The organism is Dinghuibacter sp. (assembly GCF_035492835.1).
Lineage (GTDB): Bacteria > Bacteroidota > Bacteroidia > Chitinophagales > Chitinophagaceae > Dinghuibacter.
Map to the genome: position 1 here is coordinate 1 of NZ_DATJIY010000045.1, position 22,853 is coordinate 22,853.

Sequence of the window (22,853 nt, forward strand, 5' to 3'; positions counted from 1 at the left end):
TCTCATAATCGGTTATTAGGTTTAGTTTCGAGGCGCAAATAAAACGATTAATTTCCGGGATGATTAATGAACTGCATTATCAAATTGTTAGGCTGTGAATGCGTCGGTGCGACAAAATAAAAAGGCCGCCCGGATGAAGGGCGGCCTGTATATAAATGAGTGAAATGACTTGCTAGAACGAGTACTTGAATTCAAGCTGGCCCCTCCAACGGGAGTTGAAATCGCTGATCGCCCAGGGGCGATAAGTGCCCTTGATGTTATTCATCTTCGTGATGTCGAAGGTGTAGGTAGGCGTCTGTGTTTGGCTGACGACAGTCAGCAGGTTGACGTCCTGATTGGCCAGGTAATAGCTCCAACCCCATTTGCGATCGAGAAGGTTGGCTACGTTCATACAGGCGAAGGTGATTTCCAGCCGGTGTTGTTTGTATAGGAAGATGTCCTCGGAAACCTTTAAGTCGAAATGGCTTTCCCAGGGCATGTGGAAATCGTTACGGAGCAGATTCTGGCCGGCATACTTGCTGATGTGGTTGGCGGCTTCGAAATTATTCAGGTCCTGGAACTGCTGGGCTGCCGAAACGGTGGTACCGCTGCGGGTCAGGGTGGCGAAGTGGGAATCGTCGGTAGGCAGGTAAGCGAGGTCGGCATTGGCAGACTTGCTTGATACGTCATCCCCGTTTATGTTCTTGCTGAACATATAGGAGAAGGGGAGCCCTTGCTGACCGATGTATACCAGGCCGATCGTCGTAGCCAGGCGGTTGCCGGCGTAACGGAACTGCTTGGAGATATACCCGACGATACGCGAGCCTGGGCTGTAGTTGGAGCGCGCTACGTCCAAATTGTTCAGGCCGTTGATGTTGTATGCATAACGCCAGTTGGAGATGGCGGTCGAGCTGGTCCCGTCGTTTAGCGAATAGGATTGACCGTAAGTATAGGCGATCGAACCGGACCATCCACGGGAAAACGGTTTTTGCAGCTGCGCCGTCAGGTTGTAACCATACCCTTTGCTGGTGTTCCCGACTTCCAGTACGTCGGTGAACTGGTTGGTCACCCGGGTGAAATTGTACCAGGGACGTGTAGTGTTGCCCAGCTGAACGGTGCCGGTAGGCGCCCCGACGTTGAGGTTCGTATAGTTGATGTTATTGATGGTCTTGGTAAAGATGCCTTCGAGCGTACCGATCAAACCCCACCAGGGGAGCTTCTGATCGATGGCAAGGTTTGCGCGTAGCACCTGCGGGAATTTAAAGTGAGGATCGGTCACATCGATTTCCGTAGCCGTGGTTTTGGCCGGGGGAATATAGGCGCCAAGGTGCGGTTGCGTCGGATCGTATGTGATCTGGTTGGGCGTTGTCGGATTATTGGTTGTGGATTTAATCGAAGCGACGCCCGTATTGGTGTACATGTTGCTGATCCACACGAACGGTATGCGACCGGTGAAAAGACCGGCGCCGCCCCGCAGCTGGGTTTTGCCGTTGTGGTTTACGTCCCAGTTGAAACCGACCCTGGGGGACCAGAGCGGAGTGGACTTCGGAACCGTGGCATTTTGCACGCCGCCGAAATGGGAAGACGTGTCAAATCCATAGTTGCTGGACGGTTTGTTGAAGAAAACAGGTGCGTCGATGCGAAGGCCGTAGGTCAGCTTGAAGTTGTCCTTCACCGCCCAGACGTCGCCGCCATATACGCTGAATTGCGCGGCGTGCATTTTGGCCGGCGCCTGGTCGTTAGGGCCGCCTGTACCGTAGCTGATGTAGTACGTGGCGATATTGGTATTGTTCAGGAAGTCGGCGATGCTGTTGAAGTTGTAACCGCCGTCGTAGTCCTGCAGGAATACGTTTGTCGTATTGTAGAAGTCGTCATCCGTACCGACGGTAATCGTGTGCTTCCCGCGGTACATCGTGTAGTTATCGGTCAGGTTGTAGTTGTTTTGCTTCAGACTGTTGGCAGCGGAGGAATAGTCGCCCCCGAGGTAGTAAGTCTGCGTCCCGCTGTAGATCGTTATGGACGGGAAAGCCTGTGTTGTACGGTGATCATTGATGGCGTTGTACACCAGGCGGAGCGTATTGGACGATTTGGCGGAAAAATTGCTGTTCAGCTCGGCTACGATAGAGTTCGAGGTGTTGAGCATGTAATATCCCCCGTTGGCGAAGGTGAGGGTTGTCGGGCTCCGGCTGATCACGTAGTTGCTGGCATTGACATAGCTGTCGCGGATGGTCAGCTTCGTCTTATCGCTGATGTTCCAGTCGATACGACCAAAAACATATGTGGCGTATTGTTCGGAGCTGATGCCCGCATAGCTACCGGGATCGAGACCCCACTTCTTATTCATGTAGGCTGAAATCGCAGCCAGGGAGTCGGTATTGAACTTGGACCCTGAATTGGGATTGGTCGGATCGTAAGCGATGGGGGCTTTAGTGTCCGTATGCTCCACGTTGACAAAATAGAACAGCTTGTTCTTGATGATCTTACCGCCAAGGCTGGCGCCAAACGTGTAGTTCTTGAACTGAGGATAGCTGGTGTTCAACGCGCCGTTACCGACAAGACCCTGGTTTTGCATAACATAATATGCAGATCCATGTTCGACATTGGTGCCGCTCTTAGTGACGGCATTCATGCCGCCTCCGGTAAAACCGCCGAGGGTTACGTCATAGGGGCTCAAGATGATTTGGAGTTCCTGGATCGATTCGATGGGGATGGGATTGGCGTTAGCCTGACCACCGTTGGTGCCCGTGGCAGCGAGACCGAACACGTCCGTGGCATTGGCGCCATCGATCGTGAACTGGTTATAGCGGTTGTTTTGCCCGGCGAAGGATATGCCCAGCGGGGAATTGGACGTATTGCTGGAATATGAAACCGCCTGGGGCGTCAACCGTGCGTAGTCCTGGATGCTCCTGGAAAGCGTCGGCAGGTTTTGGACCGTCCTCAAGGAAATGTTGGTGGAAGGACCGGTACGGTCGGAGCTAATGATCGCCCCCTTGGTGCTTCCGGTTATTTTTATCTCGCCGAGATTTCCGGTATTGGGTTGAAGTGTCGATTCCAGTACGAGCGGCGTGCCGAGCTGCACATTAAGGTCGGTGAAAGATTGTGTGGTTAAGCCCACGTAGGTGATCGTAACGGTATATGGTCCGCCTACGCGCAGGTTGGGAAGCACATAGTTTCCGGACGCTTTTGTAACCGTTTGATATACTGAACCGGTAGGCTCATGTACGGCTTTGACGGTGGCCCCGGCCAGCGCGGCCCCTTTGTCGTCTTTTACGGTTCCGGTGATGCTGCCCGTGGTGACTTGGGCTAATAGGTAGCATGGCGCTATAATGGCCATGGATAGGGCCAAAAGCAGTTTCTTCAGACTCATGATGGTTCTCAGTTTGGTTCTGGCTGCAAAGAAAATGATTAAATCTTCAGCTTTTCCGACGAAATATTAACAAATTGTTAGGACAGCGCGAGCTTTCCTTGTGGATAACCGGACGTACTGAATAAGGACTTACAAATGAGCCGCTTGGGGCCACCATGGCCAAAAGCGGCGTGAATTGTCTAACTTTGCAGTAGGAATAAAAGCAATTGTTTATGGATAGTATACTTAGCGCAATAGAAGATATAAAAAAAGGTAAGCTGGTCATCGTGGTCGATGACGAGGACCGCGAAAACGAGGGCGACTTTATCACCGCCGCGGCTAATGTCACCCCCGAGATAATTAATTTCATGAGCAAATACGGCCGGGGTTTGATCTGCGCCCCTCTCCCGGAGGACCGTTGCGAGGCCCTGCAGCTGGACCTGATGGTCACCAACAACACCGCCCTGCACGAAACGCCCTTTACCGTATCTGTGGATCTTATCGGCCACGGTTGTACCACCGGCATATCCGCTCACGACCGCGCCAAAACCGTCCGGGCGCTGATCGATCCGGCAACGACGCCCCAGGACCTGGGCCGTCCCGGTCATATATTCCCCCTGAAGGCAAAAAAGGAAGGCGTGCTACGCCGGGCCGGACATACCGAGGCGACCATCGACCTGGCCCGCCTGGCCGGTTTTGAACCCGCCGGGGTGCTGGTGGAGATCATGAACGAGGATGGAACCATGGCCCGGTTGCCCGAGCTTGAGGTGATTGCTCGGAACTTTGATCTTAAACTAATCAGTATCAAGGACTTGATCGAATACCGGTTAAAAACCGACTCGCTGATAGAAGAAGTGGTCCGGGTGGACATGCCCACCAAATGGGGCAACTTCAAGCTGATCGCCTTTAACGAAAAAGGGACCAAGAACGAGCACCTGGCCCTGATCAAGGGCTCTTGGGAACCCGGCGAACCGGTCCTGACCCGCGTCCACTCGTCCTGTTTCACCGGGGATATCCTGGGCTCGATGCGATGCGACTGCGGGGAGCAGCTCCACGCGGCCATGGAAATGGTTGAAAAGGAAGGGAAAGGCGTCATCCTATATATGAACCAGGAAGGCCGGGGTATAGGATTACTAAACAAATTAAAGGCATATAAGCTCCAGGAAGAAGGGATGGATACCGTCGAAGCGAACCTCCACCTGGGCTTTGGAATGGACGACCGGGACTATGGGGTAGGGGCCCAGATACTCCGTTACCTGGGGATCACCCAGCTCCGCTTGATGAGCAACAACCCCCGGAAACGAGCCGGCCTGCTCGGCTACGGCCTCGAGATCGTCTCGACCGTGCCCATCCGGATCGCGCCGAACCCCCACAATGAACGCTATTTGCAAACCAAGCGGGACCGCCTTGGACATGAAATTTTAAAGTAAAACCGGCGCGCCTGCCGGCGCCCGGAGCGACTCGAATGGCCTCAGTCCGTTCCCCCCGTGGGAGGCTGAGGCCTTTTCGCGTTCAGCCGCTTGCGCTCCCCTGCAAACAAGTCAATCAACCTGTCGAAGTCCTTTCGATAATTGATCCCCACCCCCGACCTATTCGACCGCCCAAATGTCGCATCGTAGTTCGTCCGGTTATACCCCACCAACCGCAGGTGTCCATCCGGCGATATGCTCCACTGTGCCGCCAGGTCCGGCGACGTCAGCAGGTCCGTGGTACCCTGGGTAAACAACAGGTACGTCGTATAGTCGACGCTGGCGCCCAGCTTGACGACTACCCGGCCGTTCAGGAAGGATTTATTGACACCCAGCTTTCCCGCATTGGTCACCGCCCCCGTGTAACCCGCCTGCGAGTTCTGGTAGACAAAGACGGGGTTGATCGAGATGAAGGGGTCGATGGTATTGTTGTTCAACCACCGGCGAACCAATATCCGGATCGTGTTGGTGAGCTGCCCCGCCACGACCTGGCCCAGGGTGTTGGCCACCAGGGTGCCGCTGTTGGGGTTCTGCGAGGCAACGTCGGTGCTGGACATAAAGGTCCCGAACCCGAGCAGGCTGGCGACTTGCTTGTCCATCTCGGCTTTGTCTTCCTCATATTTCTTGAGCTGCGCCGCCACGACCGGGTCGCTGCGGTAAGGGTTGTCGGCCGGGAGCTGGAACTCGAAGCTGATGTCCGGGTGGTCCAGCGTGTTTGTCAGGTGGCAAAGGACGATGATATCCGAGGACTGGACGATCTGCGAAGCCGTCGAGGTGACCAGCTGCGGCAGGGTCACGTCCTGCGCCAGGTAGGAGGCGTTGATATTGATAAAGGCCTTATAGGGATCTCCCGTCCACCGGATGTTTCCGTCGGACAGGGAAAACGGCCGGCGGAGTCCGATGTTGGAATAAATATAGGTGTACTCGCCCGATTCGATATTGTAGGTGCCGTTGATCGTCAGCGGCGTGACCGTTCCCGCCCGGATCAACAGGTTGCCGTTCCCCTGGGCGCGGACGACGTCCCCGTTGTTGGCGTCGAGGATCACATTGACCACCGCGTAGTTATTGGCGATCAGGTTCATGTCCACGGTGAAGTTGGAGTTGGTGGAAAATGCCTCCTTTTCCCCCTGCATCTCGTGACCGTATTCCTTGAACACCACAAAGGTGGGCAGGGCGCCCGCTTTTTCGGTCCCGCTGGGGAGGTAGATGTGCGAGCTGTCGACCGCTTCCGCCCGGTTGATCTTGAGCAGGATGTTCGACTCGGGCCCGGTCAGCGTGGCGTTGACACGGGCAACGGCGGTGCCATAGAAATTCTTGTTATCCCGGGCCGTGGTATTCAACACCAGGAACCGGTCGGTGGTGAGCCGCAGGTTAAAGCTCATGTCCTTGAAAAAATCGTGGTTCAGGTTCCCTTGTAACACAGCCGTGTTGCCGAGGGTGTCCTTTAGCGTCAACCTGCCGAAGTCGATACCCCCCGGTTTGAAGACCACGTCTTCGTTGTCGAACGAATACTTGCAGCGCGTATAGTTGACCCGGAGGCTGCCGTTATGGGCGGTGACCGTGCCCTCCAGCTGGGGATCGCTCAGCGGCCCGCTGACATGGATGGTACCGGTGGCGGTGCCGTCAATGTCCGAGAACAAAAAGCCCACGTAGTGTTCCAGCAGGTGGAGGGAGGTATTGTTCAGGTTGATCGAGGCATCCATCCGCCGGTTGACCGAATCGCCGAGGTCCAACCCGCCATCCATACCAAAACGATAGCGCGGGTTGTCCGACGACAGGTGGAAATGCAATTTGCCGCCGGCGTCGTAGGTGGTAGTGGCCTCCACCTGCCCGATGGAATCGGTCTCGAAACGGAAGCGGTTGAACAGCGCCTTGGCGTCGACGCTCATTTTGCCAAACGGGTCCCGGACGACGACCGTGCCCGTGACCTGTCCTTCCATATGCGGGTCTTTGAGCACCAGCGGCAGGAGGTCTTCGATCGTGACATTGGTGAGGTCCGCCTGGATTTCCCCCGCGCTGTTGGAACCGATTGCGATCTGTTCCGCCGCCGAAGACAGTTTCAGGTCCCGGATACCGATCCACTTGCTCTTCAGCTCGATTTCTCCGTTGCTGGCGATGAGCCATTTCTTGTCATTGAGCACAAAGGAGGAGGAGTCGAAGTGGGCGGTGATCCCATCGGCGGTATTGTGCACCTTGGCGATGAGGGTCGCCGCGTTCAGGTTCTGGTTGGCGCTGGTCTCCAGTGAGACCACCGAGTTGTCGTTTTGCGCGGCCAGGCTGATACGCGTGGTGGGGAGCCGGAGCGAATCGCTGAGGACGACCTCCCCGAGCAACCCCTCCAGCCGGATACGCTGGTCGTCGCCCTGCGCCTTGAAGCTGATGTCGCTCACGTCGATTTGCTTGTAGCCGAATTCCGGGACCGACAGGTCCACGTTGAAAACGTGGTTTACCGTGCTGATACGCCCGGTCAGGTCGCTGTTGTCAAAACCCGACAGGGGCAGCTTCAGCAGGTCCAGGTAGTCTTCCACGTCGTCGGTGTGGACGCTGAAAGTAAAATCTTCCTTGAGCGCCGGCTCCGGGATGGGTTTTATATAAGAGGGGTAGTATTTACCGAGGTACCATTGGACCACTTTGGGCAGCTCCATGATATGGTATTGTCCCTCGACGCGGGCGTTGACCGGCAGGCTTTGGAGCGTGAGGACCCTTTTGCCCTCCGCCAGGGTATCCGACGAGAGCGACAGCGAATCGAACGACAAGGGCTCCCCGTCGTTGCTCAGCGTCGCATCGAAGATTCGGGCCGTACCGGTGAAGTCGTCGATGTTCTTACCCGCGAAGTTGAGGGACAACTTACCCTGGAAGGCCAGGTCGCGCTGCATCAGCCCCAGCGGCTGGAAGTTCAGGCGGTTGATATCGGCGTCGAAATTGAAAACCGGGGATGCCTTGTCGAGCTGTATCTTCCCGTTGAGGACAAAGGCCGCATTGGGATCGTCCACCGACAGCTGCCCGTCAAACAGCTTTTTGTGGAAGGCCCCTTCCACCGTAAAGTTCTTGTAGGTATAGTGGTGTATATCGGCGTCGGCGATCTGCCCCTTTAGCGTGGCATCCAGCTGGTCGAAGGAAAAACCCCTGCCGTCCACGGTTCCGTCGAAGCTGAAGTTCCCCACTTCATCCGTGCCGATAAACCGACCCAGGTCGAATTCGGTTACCGTGACCTTCCCTTTATAGCTCGGCACGCCCTTGGCGGGCAGCTTCAGGTTGAGGTTGCTGAGGACGCGGCCCAGGTTGGTTTGCAGGTCTCCGTTGACGACAAAGTCGCTGATCAACCCGGTAAAGCTGCCCTTGTAGCGGATGCTTTGGAGGGTGCTCATGTTGGGTTGGGTCAGGGTTTTGAGGTAGGGGACGATGGCCGTGACGTCGTCGAAGCCGGTCCTCAGATCGGCCAGGTTGAAGTTCATAACCGTATGGTCGATATCGGGCAGGCCCGTCATCGCGAAGTCGCCGTTGATATAGGTGGTCTGGCCGATCTTCAGCAGCAGGTCGTGCCCCTTGAGCGCCGATACCGGACCCTCCACCTTGCCGTTCAAGTCCACCAGTTTTTTCCAGGAACGCAGCTCCGGGGCGAAGAAGGCGATGTCATCGGTAGACACCTGGCTGTTTTTTATTTCCCCCTTCATGTTCACCCCGGTCACGAAGTTACCCATATCGTCGTCGAAGTCTTCGTAGCGCATCGCGAAATAGTCCCGGATATGGCTCCGGTTGGTCGTGACGTCGAGTTGCCGGAACTCCATGGCCCTGGGCGTGAACTTTACCCGTGCCGTCAGTTTTTTTACGTCGAAGCCGGAGCGCTCTCTTGTCCCCAGGGAGACGATATTGGCGGCCAGCGTATCGTTTTGGAGGTGGACCTGGTTGATGTTCGCGGTGACATGGTTGAAGTCGATGTGCTGCGGATCGAACCAGCTGAAGAGCGGGCGCTTTGTATACGCTTCGTTCCGGAACCGGCAGTCGTCCATGACCAGGTGCCGGACCAGGACGTCCCACTGGTTGTTCCAGGCCCCGGGTTTTTTGACTTTGGAGGGTTTGGGTATCAGGGAATCCGGGCGGTTGCCGGGATAATTGTTGAGCAGGAAACTTAAGCGGGTCGTCCGCAGGAGGTCGATGTCCATGCGCTGTTTGCTGAAGTCCACGTCCCTGGCTTCCAGGTGGAGGGCGCCTACTTCCAGGACCATGTCCTGCCCCCGCCAGCGGTCGACCTGGGCCACCCGGACGTTGGACAGGTCCACCTGTTTCAACCCGACGGACACGCCCTTTTTGGTAGTACCGGAGGACGGTCCGGAGAAATAATCGACCAGGAACGCGTAATTCCACGTACTGTCCGAACGGGTCAGGTTCACCTGCGCATCGGACAGGTGGATATATTGCAGTTCAAACGAACTTTTCAGGAAAAACCAATCCGTTATATTAACCCCCACCGCCCCGGCGTATAGCAGGGTGTCCCGGTGGAGGTCCCGGATCAGCACCCCTTGCAGGGCCACCTGGTTGAACGGAACGAAATTGATATGCCGGACGCTCACCGTCGTTTTGAGGTCTTTTGACAAAACGGTCGTCACCCTGTCCAATAACCAGTTCTGTACCGGGTCCGTCTGGATAAGAAGCCATAGGGACAGGACCAGCAGTAGCAGGATGGCTACAAGGCGTATGAAGAAGCGGCTGATTTTTCTGACGACCGACATGCCCCGTAAAAATAACGAATTCAATGCCAAAAGCCCCCTATATCACGATATAGCAATGCTTTAACAAGCTACTGCACCGCCCGTACGGTATACCCCTGCCGCCGCAGCAGCGCCAGCAGCCCTTTTTCCCCGCCGAGGTGGCCCGCGCCCACCGCGATAAAGCACGACCCCTGCCGCATGGCCGACGTCATGAGTGGGATCCATTTGTGGTTCCTGCGGTTCAGCAGCAGGTCCTGGTCGATCTTGGTATCGGGGGATTCTTCGAGCATCCGGTAGAGGGAGTCGATCTGCTGCCCCCGGTAGAACCCGACCATCCGTTGGAAGTCGATCTTTTCGGAGTCGTAATGGCGCACCATGTCCATGATCATCGACGCCTGTGTCTTCCCCGGGATGCTGTCAAAGATCGAGACCTGCTCTTCCATCGTTTCCAGGCCCTTTACGGGTTTGTGCTGGGTCTTGGCCATCTTTACGAACTCGGTTTCGTAGGCCTGCTCCCGTGCGCATGGCAGCATCTTGGCGCTCATCATGCTGTACAGCATCAGGGGCTTGAACTTCTCGAAGAACTGCACGTCCATCTTCAAGCTGTCGTGTACAAAGGCGCCCAGCTCACGGTAGTCGGAGGAATCGAAAAAGTCGCTCAGCTTTTCGCCGTTCTTGTATTGGATCATCCCCATCAGCTTCATCGGCGCCGTGGGATCGTCGAGGTCTATTTCCAGGTAAAGGGTGTGCGTCTTTTGAAACGCCGACTTCATCGGGTCGGTCAGGAAGAAGTCATCCGGGCAGATCATGTGGATGGTCCCGAAGAGGTAGGAAGGCTGGGGGAGACCCTTGCCGCTGATCTGCCACAACAGCGAATTTTGCTGGCCGCTGGCGGACGCGCACAGCAGCGTTGCCACGACGACGAGGTAACGGTACATGCCCTAAAAGTAGTCATTATTGCATCAGCTCCCCGAGCGTTTTTTCAAGTTCCTCGATGTGCGCCCCGTAACGCCTGCGGTTAACCCAGCGCGTGATGTATTGCGCCGGCCAGCCGAGCGCCAGCCCACATATCGTCCAGCCCAGCACCACCAGCGCCTCCTGCCCCGGGTGCAATTGTATCCCCGCGAACCGGTAGAAATCCTGTCGCTGGAAGGTCCACAGGAGCCAGCACACGAACCACATCACGATCTCCATCAGGATGTAGGTGATCCACTGTTCCAGTCCCAGCAGCTTTTTGAACCGGTCGAGCTTTTCGGTAAAATTGGTGACCATGTCCGCATCGGGCCGGATGTGCTCCATCTCTTTGAGCAGCCGGTATTTCCGCAGGTAGTAGGCCCCGGCCGTGAGGATCATCAGCAGGTAGAAAATCCCAACGGCCAGCTGCTCACCGCCCGAGAACGTTGCGAACGCGAGCGCATACACTACCACCAGGCTGACGGCCTGGGTGATCACTACCCGCTTCATCCGTCTCAGCGGCCGGACCGCGGCACGTTCGGCCTTCTCCAAAAGGGAGGGTAGGTCCATCCGCAGCGGGGGTGCGTCGTCCAGCTGACGCCAGGGGTCCTTTAGCTGGTCTAGTTCCATGTGAGCCTCCTCAATTTTTCTTTTATGCGGTTCATCTTCACCCGCAGATTCACCACTTTTATCCCGAGGATCGCTTCCATTTCGTCATAGGAGCGGTCATCCAGGTACAACATCACGATACTCTTCTCCACGTCGCTCAGCTGGGCGATCGCCCGCCGCAGCTGCTCGAGCCGTTCCTTTTGCTCCGCCCCCCGGTCGTCCTGGGGTAGCTGCGCCGGCAGCTCGTCCACGTAGGTCGTCAGACGGCCGAGCTTGTTTTTTCTAAATCCCGAGATCGCTGTATTCAGGGCGACGCGGTACATCCATGTCGTCACGGCCGACCGGCCCCGGAAGGATTCGTAGCTTTTCCACAACTGGAAAACGATTTCCTGGAAAAGGTCCTCCCGGTCGGTCTCCGTTTTGCAATACAAATGACAGACCTTGAAGATCAAGGCCCGGTGGTCCTGGATGAGGGCGGCAAATTCCTTTTGTCGGGTTGCTAATTCCAATGTGTTACATGGGTCGCTCTTTTTTCAAAAAAGTTACAAGCGCCGCGCAGAGCCTTTCCAAATCCTCGTCCCGGTGGAGCGCACTCAACACCACCCGGTCGATCACCGTCCCCGTCGGGTCGGGATACGCAAACGACGAGATCAGGATTCCCCTCTTTTCGAGCTGTGCCGCCATGCCCTCCCCTGGGCAGAGAAATACGGGCATCGCCGTCGCCGACAGCCCTCTCACCTGTTGCCCGGTCAGGAACTCCCGGTTGTGCGCGAGCCGCGCCCGCTGCACCTCATACAACGGTCCCCCGGTAAGGAGGGCATGCGCATGCGATGGCGCCATCGGCGTGCTCCCTGTGTAGACCGGCAACCGCCGAAGCAGTTCCGCCATCGCCCTGGAGCACCCCACTGCCCCGCCCTGCACATGCAGCGCCTTGGACAACGAATAGACCAGGACATATTCCACGTGGGGCAGGTGCATCAACGCACCCGCGATCCCTTCCCCGTGTTCCCCCAGCCACCCAATCCCGTGCGAATCGTCGATCAGGACCGTATAACGCTTATCTCTGGGTAAATCCTGCAAGAACACAAAATTCCGCACCGCGCCCTCCAGCGGCGCCACCGAGTCCATGACGAGGACAAATTCCTTCGCCCCGGAGCTGTGCGTGTGGCTTAATACCGACTTACACCAATCGTCGTACGCGGTTGCCCCCAGCGCGCCGCCGTGCAGCCCCGTCGCCGGATGCGTCCCCGGCGCCACCAGCACCTCACCCAGCCCCGCGACCAGTTGCCCCGCCGCCATGCACGCCAGGAACCCCGATGAAAACGTCACCGTCGCCTCCCGCCCCGTCAACTGCGCCAGGTAGCGCTCCACGTGGCCGTACAGTGCCAGCGGCGTATTCGAGACCCGCGAAGAGGGATATAGCACCCCATATCGATCCAATCCCTCCTTGATCAACCCGAGGAAGTCGGGCACATGGGACATACCCAGGTAAGAATATCCGGAGAAAAACAGGTACTCCCGCCCGTCGACTAAGATAGTGCGCCCCGGCGCGTCAGGCGGTCCGCTCATGAGCCCCCTCCAGTCTTGTCCTCGAACTTTGCCCTATAGGCCGCAAAAAACTCCCGGGACTGTCCTACCGGTATCGACAACGTCTTCCACTCCCCCGTGCGAATCACCTTCCCGAGGTAGACGATCTGTCCCACGTGATACGCCGAATGCGCCAGGTTACGGTTCAGCGCGTCCACCACCGTATGCGGCTCCGACCGGATCGTAACGGTGCGTTCGAGGTCCTCAGGTTTCAGGGCATGGACGGCCCTGAGCACGCAAGCCCATCCATCGTCCCAGAGCCCCAGCAGTTCAACCTTGGATAGACGCTCGTCGATGAACTCGGCGTCCCGGTCCCTCCAGGTCTTTTCCCCATCCTCCCGCAGGAAGTTGGTGAAACGGCTCAGCATGTTCCCATGCAGATGCCGGATGATGACCGCGACACTGTTGGAGCCATCCCCGGGATGGTAATGAAATTCTTCTTCGGAGAGCTGGTCAAACGTGTCGTCGCCCAACCCGCGTAGGGCAATCAACCGGTTAAGGACCGATTCTTTGTATATAGAAGCTAATGACATACTTAATATCCCGCGGTGCGCCCGCGCCGCCTCAATAACCTGCTGCCGCGTCGTTCCCGCGCCGGTCCGCCACCCCGGTATACTTCCCGTCCGGCCCCACCATGATCACCTCGGTCGCCCCGATCCCGCCCCAGTGTTTCAGCGTATACCCCATCTTCTCCAGCGCCGCCGCCGTCGAGTCCGGAAATCCCCGCTCGAGGTCCACTTCGTCCGGCAGCCACTGGTGGTGGAACTTTGGCACGTCCACCGCCTGCTGGGGGCTCAAATGGAAGTCGATCACGTCGACCAGCGTCTGATAGACGGAGGTCGGTATCGTCGTCCCCCCCGGCGTCCCTGCAATCAGGAAGGGCTTGCCGTCCCGAAGCACGATGGTCGGCGTCATCGAGCTGAGCATTCGTTTGTAGGGCGCAATGGCATTGGCCGTACCCCCCACGGCCCCGAACATATTGGGTACGCCGGGTTTGACGCTGAAGTCGTCCATCTCGTCGTTGAGCAGGAAACCTGCCTTACCCGCCACGGTCTTGGAGCCATACCAGCCGTTCAGGGTGGTCGTTACGGCGACGGCGTTGCCGTCCTTGTCGATGACGTCGAAGTGCGTGGTCTCGGTGCTTTCCGCGGGTATCGACCCGGCCTGTACGGTCTGGCTGCTACCGGCCTTGCCCGGTGTAAAGTCCGCCATGCGGTGTTGTAAATACGATGCGCTCAACAAGGTCGCCACCGGGACCTTGACAAAGTCGGGATCGCCCATGTACGTCGCCCGGTCCGCAAAGGCCCGGCGTTCCGCCTCGATCATCAGCTGGTCGGCGGCCGGCGATGCATACCCCCCGGCCAGCGCGGGGTTGCCCTCCACCATTTTGAGCATCTGCCCGATCAACACGCCCCCACTGCTGGGCATCGGCATGGTCAGGACCGTACAACCGTGATAAGGAAAACTGAGGATGGGGCGCTCCTTGGCGCGGTACGCCTTCAGGTCGTCGAGGCTGATCAAGCCGCCGCCCCGGCGCATTTCGTCCACGATATACGCGGCCGTTTCTCCTTCATAAAAACCCTTGGCGCCCCGGTCGCGGATACGGCGGAGCGTCGCCGCAAGGTCCTTTTGGACGAGGGTATCCCCCGCCTTCCAGGGCCGGTCGCGGATAAAGGCGATGGGCCCGGTATTGTTCCGCAGGAAGGTTTCCCGCGTACGGTTCAGATTGGAGGCCTCCGATTCGCTTAGTGCAAAGCCGTTTTCCGCGAGGTCTATAGCGGGCTGTATAAGGTCTTTGAAGGGCAGCTTCCCATATTTGTGCGCGGCGAACATGCCGGAAACCGTCCCAGGTATCCCGCAGGCCAGGTGACCCGTTTGCGACCAGTCCGTCCGGGCCTTGCCCGCGCTGTCTATGTACATGTCCCGGGAAGCCTTCCCCGGCGCTTCCTCCCGGAAGTCGATAGCCAGCGTGCGCCCGTCGGCCAGCCGGGCCACCATAAAACCGCCGCCGCCGATGTTGCCCGCGCCCGGGAAAACGACCGCCAGGGTCAGCTCGGTCGTGATAGCCGCGTCCACCGCGTTTCCGCCTTTTTTAAGGATGTCCAGCCCGGCCTGGCTGGCCAGGGCCTGGGCGGACACGACGACTCCGTTCGTAACCGTAACCACCTTCTGCGCACACACGTTGACGCTCAGGAAACAAAGCACGTAGTATAACCTCTTCATATGGCCAAAATTTACGAATTTAGGCTCACACGCGAAACCCCGCTTATGCAAAAGTGCTGCTTCCTGTTGATCCTTTGTTGTTTTTCGAGTACCCTCCACGCGCAGACGCCGTCTCCCGACTCGTTCCTGGGATACCCGATCGGCGCCCGGTACACGCCCCACTACAGGATCGTCCAATACCTTGAGGCGGTGGCCGCGGCCAACCCGACAACCATCAAGCTACAGCGGTACGGCCAGACCAATGAGGGCCGCCCCCTCCTGGTCGCCTTTATCGGCCGTCCGGAAAACATCGCTCGGCTCGAAGACATCCGCACCAACAACCTGCGGCTGGCCGGCGTCCTCACCGACAAACCCGGCAGCGAATCGACGCCGCTCGTGATCTGGCTGAGCTATAACGTACACGGTAACGAACCATCCTCCTCCGAGGCCGCCATGCAAACCCTCTACGCGCTGACCACGGACGCCGCCCACTGGCTCGACAACTGTGTCGTGGTCATCGACCCCTGTCTCAACCCCGACGGCCGCGACCGCTACGTCAACTGGTTCAACCAGGTCGTGGGCGTCCAGCCCAACCCCCGCCTCGACAGCCGGGAACACGACGAGCCCTGGCCGGGCGGCAGGACCAACCACTATAACTTCGACCTCAACCGCGACTGGTTCTGGCAAACGCAGATGGAATCCCAGGCGCGCGTAAAACTCTATAACGACTGGCTCCCGCAGATACACGTGGACTACCACGAGCAGGGCATCAACGCGCCTTATTACTTCGCGCCGGCCGCCGAGCCCTACCACGAGGTCATCAGCCGCTGGCAAAGGGACTTCCAGGTTGCCATCGGGAAGAACAACGCCCGTTACTTCGACAAGAACGGCTGGCTGTTCTTTACCAAACAGGAATTCGACCTCTTTTATCCCAGCTACGGCGACACCTATCCCCTGTACAACGGCTCCATCGGGATGACGTACGAACAGGCCGGCAATGGCGGCGGCGGTTTGTCTGCGATCATGGACAACGGCGACACCCTGACCCTCCGCGACCGCGTCATGCACCACTATATCACCGGGCTGAGCACGATCGAAACGGGTTCGCAGCACGCCGCGGAGCTCCTCCACGAATTCCACGCCTACTTCCAGCGCAATGCCCGTGATGGCGTCGGCCCCTACCAGGCCTACGTCATCAGCGTCGACAGCCTGGGCGCCGGCCGCGCCGCCGACCTTTGCCGCCTGCTCGACCGGAACCGCATCGTTTACGGCTACGGCGCCGGCGCCATCCATGGTTATGACTATTTTGCGCAGGCGGACAACCGTGCCTATACGATCCAACCGGGCGACATCGTCGTCCCCGCCCGTCAGCCCAAGGCGACCCTCGTCAAGGTCCTCTTCGAGCCCAACTCCAAGATCAGCGACTCCGTGACCTACGATATTACGGCCTGGTCGTTGCCCTATGTGTACGGATTGCACACGATCGCCTCGAAAGACCCCGTCGCCCTCAAGGCCGCGACGGCCCCTGTGTCCGCCGGTTTCGCCCCCGGGTCCGCCGCCGGCTCCCGGCAATCGCCCGACACGATCCCGTACGGTTACGTCATCCGCTGGACCGACGTCCACAGCGTCGCCGCCCTGAGCGCCCTACTGGCACACCACGTCAAGGTCCGCGTCACGCAGACCCCCTTCGAGGAAGACGGCAAAGCGTATGGGGCCGGTTCGCTCCTCGTACTCCTCAACGGCTCGCCCGAAGAAAGGCGCGCCGCCGCGAACGCCGTTACCGGGTACGCCCCCACGGCCACGCCGCTGCGCACCGGCTTCGTCGACAAAGGCTACGACTTCGGCAGCGACAAGGTGCGCCCCGTCAAGACGCCCCGCATCGCCCTGCTCACCGGTGACAACGTTTCCTCCAACGCCGCCGGCGAGGTATGGCATCTCTTCGAGCAGGAGATTCATTATCCCCTTTCCCTGGTCAATGCGACCTCCTTCACGCACCTCTTCTGGAACGACTACGACGTCATCATCATGCCCGACGGCTACTATCCCTGGCTCAACGACAAAAAGGTGACCGACGCCCTTCACAACTGGATCAACCAGGGCGGCCGCCTGATCGCGCTGGAGGGCGCCGCGTCCCAGCTGGCAGGTATAGACTGGGGTTTCAAAGCCAAAAAGAACGAAGACGATAAAAAGGAAGACAGCGCCCCCTCGTATGCCTACGTCCGCGACTTCGCCAACCGCGATAGGGACGACGTCCGCGGCTCGGTCCCCGGCGCGATCTACCGCGTCGACATGGACAGCACCCACCCCCTCGCCTTTGGCTTCCCCTCCTTCTATTATACCCTCCGCCAGGACAACACCGTTTACCAGTTCATGGAAGAGGGCTGGAACGTCGGCATCCTGAAAAAGAACAACTACGTCAGCGGCTTCGTCGGCAGCAAGGCCAGGCAACAAATAGAAGACGGCGTCCTTTTCGGCGTCGAGGACATCGGCCGCGGCAAGCTCGTCTTCCTGGCCGATAACCCCCTTTTCCGCGATTTCTGGGAAAACGGCAAGCTCCTCTTCTGCAACGCGGTCTTCATGGTTGGCAACTAGCGCGCCGCCCGCCCCCCGCCGTCCGGCCTCGACTGCGCCGCCCGCCTGCGCACACCCCTCCGTATCGAAACCGCACAACCCGGCGGAGCGACCCCCTTTGACCCTCAGCGCGTTGCGCTTTGGCACCCCGTTGGCGGCCCCATAAAACGCCCCGGCCACCGGCCGCGGTAAATTTTTTTTCAAAAAAACTAATGAATTAGTTGACTAACTAATGATTTAGTAGTAGGTTTACCAAAAGTACATAGCTATGCAGAAACTTGCCAAGCGGGAAGAACAGATCATGCAGGTCCTCTGGCGGCTCGAGAAGGCCTTCGTCAAGGACATCATTGCCGGTCTGCCCGACCCGAAACCACACTACAACTCCGTGGCGACGATGGTGCGCATCCTGGAGGAAAAGGGGTTCTTGGACCACGAGGCCTTCGGGAATACGTTCCAGTATTTCCCGGTGGTGACCAAGGAAACCTATCAGCGGCAAACCCTGGGTGACATCGTCAAACAGTATTTCAACGATTCTTACCCGAGCATGCTGGCGTTTTTTGCCAAGGAAGAAAAAATATCCCAGAGCGACCTGGAGGACATCCTTAAAATCATACAATCCAAGAAGCCATGATACCGTATATCATGTACGCCGCGCTCGTCACGGCGGTCTACTTCCTGTTTTACCGGCTGCTCCTTCACAAGGAGACTTTTTTCCGGTTGAACCGTTGGTTTTTCCTGGGCGGCCTGATCTGCTCCTTCGCCCTGCCGGTATTGCCGGTGCCGGCCTCCTGGTCGGTCTGGACCCGCGCCGCAACGGCCACGCAAGCGCCGATACAAACGCAAGCACCGAGGCAAACGCAAGCATCGGCGAGCGCAAAAGCGCCCCCCGCCTACTACGCCCCCGCGATCCACGCAACACAAAAAATCGTACCCGCTACCCCGGCGCCCACCGGCACCCTCACGGGTCCCCACACCCCTGAAGCAACGCAACAGGTAGCCGGTACAACGCCCGCCGGCGATTGGGACTGGCTGACGCTATCCCTCGTCCTCAAGATCCTCTATTATGGCTACCTATGCGGCGCCCTCATCTTCGGCCTCAACCTGCTGCTGCAGTTCGTCGTCATCGGCTACCAGATAAAAACCAGCAACGTCACCAAAGACGGCAGCTTCCATATCGTGGAGACCAGGGGGGACAAGGCGCCCTGCTCCTTCGGCCGCTACATCTTCATCAACCGGAATAACTACGACGAAGAGACATACCACCAGATCCTTACCCACGAAAAGGTACACGCCCAACAGCGACACAGCGTCGATATCCTGCTGGCGGAGCTGGGGATCGTGCTCCAGTGGTTCAACCCTTTTGCGTGGTTTTTCCGCAAGGCCCTCGAAGACAACCTCGAGTTCCTGACCGACGCGGCGATGATCCGTAATCCCCGGGTCAATGCGTCCTGCTATCAAATGAGCCTGCTCCGGGTGTCGGCGCCACACCTGCCCCTGAGCATCACGTCCAACTATAACCAATCCCTGCTCAAAAAACGAATTGTCATGATGCACACAAAACAATCCTCGGCCGGCACGACCTGGAAATACTTTTTCCTCCTGCCCCTGCTGGCCGTCATGATTTGCGTATTCAACCATACGATGGCGATCAACGCCCAGAAAGCGCTAAAACACAGTACCGCCGATACGTCGAAGCCCAAACGCCCCACCGGGTATACCGACGTCGTCGTGGACCCGGTAGTCGTCACCGTGGACCCCGTGGTAACCCCGGTGGTCGCCCCCGTCGTCAACGTCAATCCCAACCCCCAGGTAAACGTCGACGTCAACCCGCAAGTGGACGTGGATGTCAACCCCCAGGTGGACGTGGACGTCGACCCCCAGGTCAACCTCTACATCGACCAACGCTCCGGCACCTGGATGGCCACGATCAACGGCGACACCGTTGAGGTGACATTCAAGAGCAGCGACCAGCATAATAACTGGACCAACACCGAAGACTTCCTCAAATCCGAATTTTCGGCGATACCCACCACCAAAAGCACCTTTACGGTCACCCGCGAGGCCGGCGTCCTTACCCTGACGGGGATGTTCGATGGGAATGAGGGCTTTGGTCACTTCACCTTTACCGAAAACAAGGACTTCGAAGCCTATATAAAGGGACTTGGCTACGATGACATGGACGACCAGAAGATGTTTCGACTGTTCTCGGCCAACATTACCCGTAAGGCGGTTGCGGACATCCAGCAGACCGGCTTCAAACATATCTCTCTCCACGAGCTGATTTCGATGAGCGAGATGAAGATCAATGCCGCATACGTCGATTCCTGGAAACAGCTGGGTTTTACCGATCTCTCGCCGCACGAGCTCGTATCGCTCAAAGCGACGAATGTGGACGCCGCCTTTGTGAATGAGATGAAGTCCGCCGGTTTCAAGGATATTTCGGCGCACGATCTCGTGGGCGCCAAATCCATGAACCTGACCACCGAATACATCCGGTCGTGGTCGCAATCGGGTTTTAGCGACCTGACCGTACACGAGCTGATCGGCTTGAAGTCCATGGACATCGATATGGCGTATGTAAAGGACCTTCAATCCGCCGGTTTAAAGGACCTGTCGGCGCATGACGTGATGGGCGCCAAGTCCCAAAATATCGACGCCGCTTACGTCCGTTCCTGGTCCGACGCGGGATACAAAGACCTGTCGATGCACGAGCTCGTTGGTCTGAAGTCGCAGAACGTCGATGAAGCTTATGTAAAGGACCTCAAAGATGCTGGTTTGACCGACCTCGAACCTCACCAGCTCGTCGGCGCCAAATCGATGGGTATTACGGGCGACTACGTACGCTCCTGGTCAAAGACCGGGTTGAAGGACCTCTCCATCCATGACCTGATGGCGTTGAAATCTCAAAACATCGACGCCGCCTATATCGAGAGCTGGAAGAACAACGGCTACCCCGACCTCGGCGTCCACGAGCTGATCGGACTCAAATCCCAAAACATCACGCCCGAATTCGCAAAGGGCTATAATGCTCTGGGATTCAAGAATATATCTGCGCACATGCTGATCTCGCTGAAGTCGATGGACGTAACGCCGGCGTACATTACAGCCATGAAAAATAAAGGTTTCAATTCCAACGATCTGCAGGAGTACATCAAACTGAAGACCTTCAAATAAGGGGGCGCCTGCACTCATGTCCTGATGGAGGGCTGACCTTACCGGTCGGCCCTTTTTTTTACCGCCTGGCACCGCATTGTCCGGCAACTTTGTTAATGTCCTTGCAAGAGCAACTATTTTTACTGAAACTTTACATCGTCATTCACACTACGATGAAATCGCATTCTCTCGGCTTGAGAATCTTCAACAACTTCCCACCGAACAATTAAGAAAAGAGCCCGACTGGGCCGCGCGCACACACGCACAACGTACGCTCCCGCGTACGGGAAACTTTTTTACCCACATCCATAATAACGCAAGTTTATGACACAAGCTGAAACCATCAGGCTGGTACTCCTTATCGGTATACCCGTAATCTGCCTGATCCTCTACAAGTACATCCTGCGCATTTTCTTTGGCGTCGTCATCGTGCCCGAGAACAGGATTGGTATCGTTACCAAAAAATTCAAATTGATGGGCGGCCAGGAGCTGCCCGTGGGCCGCATCGTCGCTACGCAAGGCGAAGCCGGTTTCCAAGCCAAGACGCTAGCCCCCGGCGTATATTTCCGGAAGTATCCCTGGCAGTATTCCATCACCTTCGAACCCTTTACGGTCATCCCTACCGGTAAGATCGGGCTGGTGCTCGCCAAGGACGGTGGCGAGCTGCGCCCCGGCGACATCCTCGGCCGGCGGGTGGAATGCGACACCTTCCAGGACGCCGAAGCCTTCCTGAAGAACGGTGGCCAGAAAGGCCGGCAAACGGCCATCATCAGCCCCGGTTCGTACCGTATCAACACCCTGTTGTTCGACGTGGACGTCACCGATATGGTGCACATCCCGGAGAGCGGGGTGGGGATCGTGACCACCCAGGAAGGTAAGGCGCTGGACCCCGGCCAGATCGCGGGGCGGACGATGCAAAAGCACAACAACTACCAGGACGTGGACGCCTTCCTGAACGAAGGCGGTTTCAAAGGCTTGCAGGAGCAGGTGATCCTCGCCGGTTCCTACTTCCTCAACCCCTGGTTCGCCAGCGTCGAGGTGGTGAAAATGCTGGAAATACCGATCGGGTACGTCGGGGTCGTCATCTCCTTTGTCGGCACGGACGGGGAAGACCTGAGCGGGACCGAGTTCAAGCACGGCAACATCGTCGCCCGCGGACACAAGGGCGTATGGGCGGAGCCGTTAGGACCCGGTAAATACCCGGTCAACCCCTACATCATGAAGGTGGAGCTCGTGCCCACGACCAACCTCGTCCTGAACTGGGCGAACACCCGGTCCGAGGCGCATCAGCTGGACAAGAACCTCTCCACGATCACCGTCCGGTCCAAGGATGGCTTCTCCTTCAACCTGGACGTATCGCAGATCATCCATATCCCGACCAACGAGGCGCCGAAGGTCATCGGCCGCTTCGGAAACATGACCAACCTCGTGACCCAGGTGCTCGAACCGACGATAGGGAACTACTTCCGTAACTCGGCCCAGGACGCGGACGTGATCGACTTCCTGAAAAGCCGTAAGGAACGCCAGGAATCGGCCCGCGCGCACATCGGCGACGTGCTGGAGCAATACAACGTCAACGGTGTCGATACCCTGATCGGGGACATCGTACCGCCCGAAAGCCTGATGAAGACCCTCACCGACCGTAAGATCGCGGAGGAGCAAAAGGTTACCTATGAGACCCAGATGAAGGCCCAGGAGACCCGCCAGGCGCTCGAAAAGGAAACGGCCATCGCCGAAATCCAAAAGGACGTCGTCAAGGCCGACCAGGGTGTGCTGATCGCCGAAAGGATCGCCGACGCCTCCGTCAAGAAAGCCACCGGTGACGCCAGCAGCGTACGGCTGCAGGCCAACGCCGAAGCCGACCGGATGAGGCTGGTCGCCAGCGGTGAAGCCGAAAGGGTGCGCCTGCTGGCCAAGGCCGAAGCCGAAAAGACCGGGCTCATGGCCCAGGCCGACGCCGGAAGGATAGCCCTCACCGGTAACGCCGAAGCCGAGAAGATCCTGGCCATCGGTAAGTCCAGCGCAGAGTCCTACAAGCTGGCCGTCGAGGCCATGGGTGGGGACAACTTCACCCAGTTGAAGGTCATGGAAGCCATCGGTTCCGAAAAAATCCGGATCATGCCCGACGTCCTCGTCGGCGGCGGCGAGAACGGCGGCCCCATCAACGGGCTCCTCGGTTTGAGGCTGCTCGATGATCTGGGGCGCCGCCCGGCAAAAGTCGACGCGGCAAAAGTCGACGCACCGAAAGGCGACAAATAGCCACGAAACCTTAAA

Annotated in this window: 13 protein-coding genes; 5 read left to right on the plus strand and 8 right to left on the minus strand. The window is 58.0% G+C overall.

Annotation, left to right across the window (positions count from 1 at the left end; genetic code table 11):
• Nucleotides 1-172 precede the first annotated feature (172 nt).
• Nucleotides 173-3,346: a TonB-dependent receptor gene (locus tag VL547_RS04020; protein WP_325575448.1), complete on the minus strand. Its 3,174-nt coding sequence runs from the start codon at nt 3,344-3,346 to the stop codon at nt 173-175.
• A gap of 212 nt (nt 3,347-3,558) precedes the next feature.
• Between VL547_RS04020 and VL547_RS04025 the strand changes: the two genes are divergently transcribed.
• Nucleotides 3,559-4,755, plus strand: coding sequence for a bifunctional 3,4-dihydroxy-2-butanone-4-phosphate synthase/GTP cyclohydrolase II (locus tag VL547_RS04025; RefSeq protein ID WP_325575452.1), 1,197 nt, complete (start codon nt 3,559-3,561; stop codon nt 4,753-4,755).
• 41 nt (nt 4,756-4,796) lie between these two features.
• Here the strand turns inward: VL547_RS04025 and VL547_RS04030 are convergent, their stop codons facing one another.
• From VL547_RS04030 to ggt, 7 genes are all read right to left on the minus strand, one after another.
• The gene (locus VL547_RS04030; protein WP_325575454.1) at nt 4,797-9,524 is read right to left on the minus strand and encodes a translocation/assembly module TamB domain-containing protein; all 4,728 of its coding nucleotides are present in this window, start codon (nt 9,522-9,524) and stop codon (nt 4,797-4,799) included.
• A 68-nt stretch (nt 9,525-9,592) separates the two neighbouring features.
• Nucleotides 9,593-10,441, minus strand: a complete 849-nt coding sequence (locus tag VL547_RS04035; RefSeq protein WP_325575456.1) for a TraB/GumN family protein — start codon at nt 10,439-10,441, stop codon at nt 9,593-9,595.
• A 16-nt stretch (nt 10,442-10,457) separates the two neighbouring features.
• Complete coding sequence (locus VL547_RS04040; RefSeq protein ID WP_325575458.1) at nt 10,458-11,087, minus strand: hypothetical protein; 630 nt, start codon at nt 11,085-11,087, stop codon at nt 10,458-10,460.
• The gene (locus VL547_RS04045; protein ID WP_325575460.1) at nt 11,078-11,575 is read right to left on the minus strand and encodes a sigma-70 family RNA polymerase sigma factor; all 498 of its coding nucleotides are present in this window, start codon (nt 11,573-11,575) and stop codon (nt 11,078-11,080) included. The genes VL547_RS04040 and VL547_RS04045 overlap by 10 nt, the downstream gene beginning before the upstream one ends.
• A 4-nt stretch (nt 11,576-11,579) precedes the next feature.
• Nucleotides 11,580-12,548 carry an aminotransferase class I/II-fold pyridoxal phosphate-dependent enzyme gene (locus tag VL547_RS04050; protein ID WP_325575462.1) on the minus strand — a complete coding sequence of 323 codons (969 nt, stop codon included), beginning with the start codon at nt 12,546-12,548 and terminating at the stop codon, nt 11,580-11,582.
• Between the two features lie 83 nt (nt 12,549-12,631).
• Nucleotides 12,632-13,186 carry a DUF1572 family protein gene (locus VL547_RS04055; protein ID WP_325575464.1) on the minus strand — a complete coding sequence of 185 codons (555 nt, stop codon included), beginning with the start codon at nt 13,184-13,186 and terminating at the stop codon, nt 12,632-12,634.
• A 31-nt stretch (nt 13,187-13,217) separates the two neighbouring features.
• Nucleotides 13,218-14,876 (minus strand): gamma-glutamyltransferase, encoded by a 1,659-nt coding sequence (gene ggt, locus VL547_RS04060; protein WP_325575466.1) that lies wholly within the window; start codon nt 14,874-14,876, stop codon nt 13,218-13,220.
• A 45-nt stretch (nt 14,877-14,921) separates the two neighbouring features.
• Here ggt and VL547_RS04065 point away from each other — a divergent pair, with 45 nt between their 5' ends.
• The 4 genes from VL547_RS04065 to VL547_RS04080 all read left to right on the plus strand — a co-directional run bounded on the left by VL547_RS04065 (nt 14,922) and on the right by VL547_RS04080 (nt 22,838).
• Entirely contained in the window at nt 14,922-17,447 is a 2,526-nt protein-coding gene (locus tag VL547_RS04065; protein WP_325575468.1) for a M14 family metallopeptidase, read from the plus strand.
• A 247-nt stretch (nt 17,448-17,694) separates the two neighbouring features.
• Nucleotides 17,695-18,057 carry a BlaI/MecI/CopY family transcriptional regulator gene (locus tag VL547_RS04070; RefSeq protein ID WP_325575470.1) on the plus strand — a complete coding sequence of 121 codons (363 nt, stop codon included), beginning with the start codon at nt 17,695-17,697 and terminating at the stop codon, nt 18,055-18,057.
• Nucleotides 18,054-20,600 carry a M56 family metallopeptidase gene (locus VL547_RS04075; protein WP_325575471.1) on the plus strand — a complete coding sequence of 849 codons (2,547 nt, stop codon included), beginning with the start codon at nt 18,054-18,056 and terminating at the stop codon, nt 20,598-20,600. The genes VL547_RS04070 and VL547_RS04075 overlap by 4 nt, the downstream gene beginning before the upstream one ends.
• 303 nt (nt 20,601-20,903) lie before the next feature.
• Nucleotides 20,904-22,838 (plus strand): SPFH domain-containing protein, encoded by a 1,935-nt coding sequence (locus tag VL547_RS04080; RefSeq protein WP_325575472.1) that lies wholly within the window; start codon nt 20,904-20,906, stop codon nt 22,836-22,838.
• The last annotated feature ends 15 nt before the right edge of the window (nt 22,839-22,853 follow it).

What these genes read in the sequence shown, in the direction of transcription:
- VL547_RS04075 (WP_325575471.1), top strand. Translation starts at nt 18,054, where the DNA reads ATGATACCGTATATCATGTACGCCGCGCTCGTCACGGCGGTCTACTTC.
- VL547_RS04025 (WP_325575452.1), top strand. Translation starts at nt 3,559, where the DNA reads ATGGATAGTATACTTAGCGCAATAGAAGATATAAAAAAAGGTAAGCTG.
- VL547_RS04055 (WP_325575464.1), bottom strand. Translation starts at nt 13,186, where the DNA reads ATGTCATTAGCTTCTATATACAAAGAATCGGTCCTTAACCGGTTGATT.
- VL547_RS04080 (WP_325575472.1), top strand. Translation starts at nt 20,904, where the DNA reads ATGACACAAGCTGAAACCATCAGGCTGGTACTCCTTATCGGTATACCC.
- VL547_RS04065 (WP_325575468.1), top strand. Translation starts at nt 14,922, where the DNA reads ATGCAAAAGTGCTGCTTCCTGTTGATCCTTTGTTGTTTTTCGAGTACC.
- ggt (WP_325575466.1), bottom strand. Translation starts at nt 14,876, where the DNA reads ATGAAGAGGTTATACTACGTGCTTTGTTTCCTGAGCGTCAACGTGTGT.
- VL547_RS04050 (WP_325575462.1), bottom strand. Translation starts at nt 12,548, where the DNA reads ATGTCCCATGTGCCCGACTTCCTCGGGTTGATCAAGGAGGGATTGGAT.
- VL547_RS04020 (WP_325575448.1), bottom strand. Translation starts at nt 3,346, where the DNA reads ATGAGTCTGAAGAAACTGCTTTTGGCCCTATCCATGGCCATTATAGCG.
- VL547_RS04070 (WP_325575470.1), top strand. Translation starts at nt 17,695, where the DNA reads ATGCAGAAACTTGCCAAGCGGGAAGAACAGATCATGCAGGTCCTCTGG.
- VL547_RS04030 (WP_325575454.1), bottom strand. Translation starts at nt 9,524, where the DNA reads ATGTCGGTCGTCAGAAAAATCAGCCGCTTCTTCATACGCCTTGTAGCC.
- VL547_RS04035 (WP_325575456.1), bottom strand. Translation starts at nt 10,441, where the DNA reads ATGTACCGTTACCTCGTCGTCGTGGCAACGCTGCTGTGCGCGTCCGCC.
- VL547_RS04040 (WP_325575458.1), bottom strand. Translation starts at nt 11,087, where the DNA reads ATGGAACTAGACCAGCTAAAGGACCCCTGGCGTCAGCTGGACGACGCA.